Raw genomic sequence first — 5,718 nt, forward strand, 5'->3', positions numbered from 1 at the left:
CGGGCCATACCTTCATCCTATCGCGCCCTTCACAGACTTGGTCGCCCACGAAAACGAGAAGGGACAAAGAGACGTGCCTCACCTCTGTGAGGCACGCTTGTCTGCGTTGCGTCTGGGCCGAGACGCATGTTTTCGAGTTTACAGGCCGCCACTGTTCTGTCCAGGACAACGCTTTCTTATAGTCGGGCGGCTCTAAGATAGGAGCTGCCGAAAACCTCCCCAAAGCCTCTTCGTGGCCTGATGTTCCACGTCCAGGCAGCCCTTCACCCGAGCGGCCAATCTCACAGGCGCAGACCGGTTTATTGCCCAGGTCAGGCTTAGGGTAAACTTAGCGACGGAGATAACTATGGGACTCAGCAAAGGAAAGTTTGAGCGGATTCAGGCCTGTGCCGACGACCGGGGTGTGATTGCTGCGGCTGCGATGGATCAGCGGGGCTCGCTGCGCAAGGCCATAGCCAAGGCCAGAGGGGCAGATGTGAGCGATGCGGAGCTCACCGAGTTCAAGACTGCGGTGGTCAAAATCCTGACGCCTTACGCCTCGGCCATTTTGATAGATACCGAGTACGGCCTGCCGGCCCTGAAGCACAAAGCCCCCCGTACCGGCGTGCTGCTGGCCTACGAGAAGTCCGGCTACGACACCACGGTCGCGGGCCGGCTGCCCGACCTGCTGCCCGACCTGAGCGTGCGGCGCATCCAGGAAGCGGGCGGCGACGCGGTCAAGATTCTCCTCTACTACAACCCCGAAGACGACCCCAAAATCAACGCCATCAAGCACGCCTTCATCGAACGGGTGGGGGCCGAGTGTGCCGCCCTGGAGATGCCCTTCTTCCTCGAGCCCATCGCCTACAACGACCAGCTCGGCGAGGGCCTGGAGCTGGCCAAAGCCAAGCCCCGCTACGTGGCCAAGTACATGGAGGAGTTCTCCAAAGACCGCTACGGGGTGGACGTGCTCAAGGTCGAGCTGCCCTTCAACATCGCCTACACCAGCGGCACCCTGGGCTTCAAGGGCGAGGAAGCCTACACCCGGGCCCAGGCCCTGCAGTTCCTCAAGGACACCGCCAGCGCAGCTGGTAAGCCCTTTATTTACCTGTCGGCAGGGGTGAGCGACGCGGTGTTCCGCGAGTCGCTGGAGATGGCCGCCGAAGCGGGCGTGCCCTTTAGCGGGGTCTTGTGCGGGCGGGCTACCTGGCAGGACGGCATTCCGGTCTATGCCAAGCAGGGACTGGCCGCCCTCGAGGACTGGCTTTCCGACCAGGGCGTGAAGAACATCCAGATGCTCAACGCTGTGCTGGCCAAGGGCGCCAAGCCCTGGTGGACGCACTACGGCAGCCTGGAAGCGGCCAGGGGTTAGCGCCGCTTGCAGGCCGGGCGGCCTTCATCTTGGCCCGGGCAATGCGCTCGAGGTGATTCTCAGGCTGGCCGCGCAACCCAGCTTGAGGTGTGCGGAACTTTCAAGGATATACGAGGTGGAAGGGGGTAGGTTTTCAAAACCTGCCCCCTAATTTTTTGGCGTTGCCAGGCGGCCAGCGTTCTGCCCAGGACAAAGCCTTCAGCGCTCGTGATACGCGGCAAGCGCTCTCGCTGGAAAAGCCGCCCCAACGGTGCTCAGCGCCCAAGCCTCTACGCTCAACCGACCATCGGCAGTCCAAAGACGCATGAGAAACCCTGCGCTAGACTGGGTATCTGTAGTTGCTCAATTGGGTTATGCCGTGTTGGACAAACCCAGGAACCTGTGCTATAACTAACAGGTATGTCTCAGCCAAGGGTCTAAAAGTCCCTGCAGAGGCAACCCGTCGCGCAGACCATCGCAAAGCAAACCCAGAGCAATCTGGGTGAAAACGACTGCGCGGCAGAAGGCAAAGGCAGAGAGGAAACAGGCGAATGGAAGACCAAGCTACCCAGACTCCAGTGGAAACTGGAAAAGAACCCCAGGTGTTTAGCATGGAGCAGGCCCTGCAAGATGCAGAGGCCCGCCTCGAGAAGACCGTGCAGCGCGGTCAGGTCATCACCGGCACGGTGGTGCTCATCACCAACGACGGCGTAATGGTGGACATTGGCGCGCGCACCGAAGCCATCATCCCTTTCAACCAGCTCACCGAGGAGCCGCTCTCGGAAGAGGAGTTGAAGAACCTCCTCAAGCCCGGCGACAGCGTAACCGCCTATGTGGTGCGGGCCGACCTCGAGAACGGCCAGGTGGTGCTTTCCAAGAAGCGGGCCGAGGCCGACCAGAGCTGGGTCAAGGTGCAGGCCCTGTTCGACAAGGGCGAGCCGGTGATGGTTGAGGTCAAGGAAAAGGTCAAGGGGGGTCTGGTCGCTACCATCGAAGGAATTCGCGCCTTCCTGCCTGCCAGCCAGGTGGACCTCAAGCGCACGCCGGAACTCGACGAGTACGTGGGTCAGAGTTTCCTGGTCAAAATCATCGAACTCAACCGCAAGAAGGGCCGGGTCATCCTGTCGCGCCGGACGGTGCTGGAATCCGAGCAGAAGGCCGCGCGCAGCCAGGTGCTTGCCAGCCTCAAAGAGGGCGACATCGTAGAGGGGCAGGTAGTCGAGGTCACCGAGTTTGGCGTGTTCGTGGCCCTCGGCGGCGTGGACGGCCTGGTGCACCGCAGCGAGATTACCTGGGGCCGCTTCAACCACCCCAGGGATGTGGTGCAGAAGGGCCAGACCGTGAAGGCCAAGGTGCTCTCGGTGGACACCGAGCGGGAGCGGGTCAACCTCTCCATGAAGGCCCTCACCCAAGACCCCTGGCTGACCGTCTCGGAACGCTACCCCATCGGCTCCAGGCTCAACGGCAAGGTGGTGGGCCTGACCCAGTTTGGGGCCTTTGTGGAGGTGGAGCCGGGCCTCGAGGGCCTCATTCACATCTCCGAGCTATCCTGGACCAAGCGCCCCAAGCACCCCAGCGAAATTCTCAAGGAAGGCCAGGAGGTCGAAGCCCAGGTGCTGCGCATTGACCCCGCCGAGCGCCGCCTCTCGCTGGGCCTGAAGCAAACCCAGCCCGACCCCTGGAAGAGCCTGCCCGACCGCTTCCCCCCCGGCACCCCGGTCAAGGGCAAGGTCACCGGCCTGACCGACTTCGGGGTGTTTGTGGAGATCGAGCCGGGCATCGAAGGGCTTATTCACGTCTCCGAACTGGCCTACGAGCGGGTCGAGAAACCCTCCGAGCTGTTCAAGAAGGGCGACGAGGTGGAGGCGGCCATCCTTCAGATTGACCCCGTGGAACAGCGCATCAGCCTCTCGCGCAAGCGCCTCCTGCCCCCGCCCGCCCAGGCGACTGGCATCCCCGGCGACGAAGAAGGCGAAGGCCGCAAAGGCCGCCGCGAAGGCAAGGGGGGCGAGCGCCCCAAGCGCGCCAAGGGCAAAGGTGGCCCCCGCGAAGGGCGTGGCCGCGAGCGGGACTACGACTACGGGGTTTCCGCTGGCGCCGCTGCCTACACCAACTACGACCCCAGCGTGGCTGCCGCCTCAACCACCAACGTCAAGCTCGGCGACGTGTTCGGCGACCTCCTGAGCCAGCTCACCCTGGAAGAAGACAAGGACAAAGAAAAAGCCTGATGTTGGGTGCTCAACCCGAGCCGCCCCCAGCCGGGCGGCTTTTTGCATGGCCCATCGGCTGGTGGCCTGCCGAGGGCATCCCCAAATCAGCGCCACCGGCAGTACAGGCAAGCCCCAACATTAGCGGGCTTCGATCCGAGCCGGGGAGAGGGACTGTCTGACGTTGCCGATTCCTGCGACGCTCCGAACGGCCTCGCACGGCAACTTTGGGTATGGAGCGCTCTTCCCGTATTATGAGCCATTCGAGTTCGAGAACGCATGGTTCTGAACGGAACAGTGGCCGCCTATCCGAGCGGCTACGTCTGTGAAGAGCGCGATACGCAACTTTCGAGGAAGCACTGGGTGGGCGCGGGGGCACCTGCCCCAGCCCCTTGCTCCCCGCTGCACTGCTTCCGTTGGCAACGCCAACGATGGCCTCAAAAAGGGCCACAGACTGGCCTGCTGATGGAAGCGGCTCGGCAAGGCCACAGGAAAATTGCAACGGCTCACAAGCCCACAAACTGCCCGTTTTCTTGCAACACCTGCCCGTCGGCCAGCACCCGACCCCCCGGGCGCAAATCCAGAATCAGGTCCCAGTGAATCGAGGAGGTGTTTTTGCCCCCGGTCTCGGGATAGCTTTGCCCCAGCGCCAGGTGTACCGTGCCGCCGATTTTTTCGTCGTAGAGGATGAGGCCGGTGGAGCGGTTGATGCCGTAGTTGGTGCCGATGCCCAGCTCGCCCAGGTAGCGGGCCCCTGGGTCGGCCTCGAGCATCTTGTGCAGGTATTCCTCCCCCACCTCGGCGCGGGCCTCCACCACCTGCCCCTCTCGGAAGCGAAGGCGCACCCCCGCCACCCGTTGCCCCGAGACCACCACCGGCAGGTTGAAGCGCACCTCGCCCTCGGCAGAGGCCTCGAGGGGGCCGGTAAAGACCTCGCCACTCGGCATGTTGCGCCTGCCGTCGGAGTTGATCCAGGTGCGCCCCTCCACCCTGAGCCGCAGGTCGGTGCCCTCGGCCTGGAGGCGAATTTCCTTCACCCTTTGCAGGCGCTCGATAAGGGCCGCTTGAAAGGCCGACAGCTCGCGCCAGGCTGCCACTGGGTCGGGGCGGTCGAGGTACAGGGCCCGCTCCACAAAGGCCCGAAAGCCTGCCGTGGACATTCCCGCCTGCTGGGCATAGCCGGGGGTGGGGTAGAGGGTCAGGCACCAGCGCTTGCGGGCCCGGGCTTGCTGGTAGGGCCGCCAGCCGTTGCGAAACTGGGCCAGGCGGGCGGGCGGCACCTCGGCGAGCTCGAGGGGGTTTTGCGCACTCTCGATGCGCAGGCTGGCGTCTACGTGTTCCATCAAGCGCATCTGCGGCAGCGGGGGCTGGTTCAGCCACTCGCCGCCATACAGGAAAAAAGGCCTCGAGACCGCCGCCGGAAAAAGCTGAACCACAGCATAGGCGCCGCGCTGCAAGACCCCCTCCTGGAGGGCCTCGAGCAGGGGCAGCGCGGCAGGCTCAGCCTCAATCAGAACGGTCTGGCCGGGCTGCAAGTCCAGGCAGTACTCGACCAGCAGGTTTGCAAAGCGGGTTTCCATGCCTCCTTTATACTTTGCTGCACAAGCCAAAGCGTGAACCAGGCCTGTTTTTTGACGATAAACTCGGACTATTGGGTTCGTGCTGTTGCGGCTTTGCGTGCATGTACCTGAAACTCGCCGCTTCTGCGCTATGATGTAGAAAGCATGAGCGAAATCAAAATCACCCCGCTGGCCCGTCGTCTGGCGGAAGAAAACGGCATAGATTGGCGTCAAATTAGGGGCACCGGCCCCGATGGAACGGTGGTAGAACGAGATATTCTGGCCTTCCTGGCGAGGGTCATGGCGGGCGAAGTCAACCTCCCCCCGGCCCCCGAAGAGATGGCCCCCCCATCGGGAGCCCTCCCCGATATGGCCCAGGCCCAGGCCGCCCTGCAAAAGGAGGGGGTGCGGCTCGGCGATCTGGTGCCCCCCACACCGGAGAGCCCCTCCCCTGCTTCGCCTCCAACCCCCCCCCCGCCCCCCGCCTCCCGGGCCCTTCCCCCCCCTGCCCACCCCTCCTGCCCCATTCTTTTACAAAAACGCCTGTTCCTCAACCCACGCGGGGCCGCGGGGCGGGCCCCCCACGTCTGTGAAGAGCGCGATAAGGCCAAAAGCCGAGGGC

General features: G+C 63.7%; 4 protein-coding genes. 3 read left to right on the top strand and 1 reads right to left on the bottom strand.

The features are described from left to right. Positions 1–346: 346 nt before the first annotated feature. Positions 347–1,351 (top strand): tagatose 1,6-diphosphate aldolase, encoded by a 1,005-nt coding sequence (locus tag NZN28_RS13590; protein WP_295399035.1) that lies wholly within the window; start codon positions 347–349, stop codon positions 1,349–1,351. A gap of 530 nt (positions 1,352–1,881) precedes the next feature. Next, positions 1,882–3,558 (top strand): 30S ribosomal protein S1, encoded by a 1,677-nt coding sequence (locus NZN28_RS13595; RefSeq protein ID WP_295399037.1) that lies wholly within the window; start codon positions 1,882–1,884, stop codon positions 3,556–3,558. A 485-nt stretch (positions 3,559–4,043) separates the two neighbouring features. Here NZN28_RS13595 and NZN28_RS13600 read toward each other — a convergent pair whose 3' ends face one another. After that, positions 4,044–5,117 carry an aminopeptidase gene (locus NZN28_RS13600; protein ID WP_295399040.1) on the bottom strand — a complete coding sequence of 358 codons (1,074 nt, stop codon included), beginning with the start codon at positions 5,115–5,117 and terminating at the stop codon, positions 4,044–4,046. A gap of 144 nt (positions 5,118–5,261) precedes the next feature. Between NZN28_RS13600 and NZN28_RS13605 the strand changes: the two genes are divergently transcribed. Beyond that, the coding region (locus tag NZN28_RS13605) for an E3 binding domain-containing protein (protein WP_295399042.1) at positions 5,262–5,718 on the top strand (457 nt) is incomplete at its 3' end.

Source organism: Meiothermus sp., assembly GCF_025056915.1.
Taxonomy (GTDB): Bacteria; Deinococcota; Deinococci; order Deinococcales; family Thermaceae; genus Meiothermus.

Bases quoted from the DNA above. Each gene is read 5' to 3' on its own strand.
- NZN28_RS13595 (WP_295399037.1), top strand. From the start codon at position 1,882: ATGGAAGACCAAGCTACCCAGACTCCAGTGGAAACTGGAAAAGAACCC.
- NZN28_RS13600 (WP_295399040.1), bottom strand. From the start codon at position 5,117: ATGGAAACCCGCTTTGCAAACCTGCTGGTCGAGTACTGCCTGGACTTG.
- NZN28_RS13590 (WP_295399035.1), top strand. From the start codon at position 347: ATGGGACTCAGCAAAGGAAAGTTTGAGCGGATTCAGGCCTGTGCCGAC.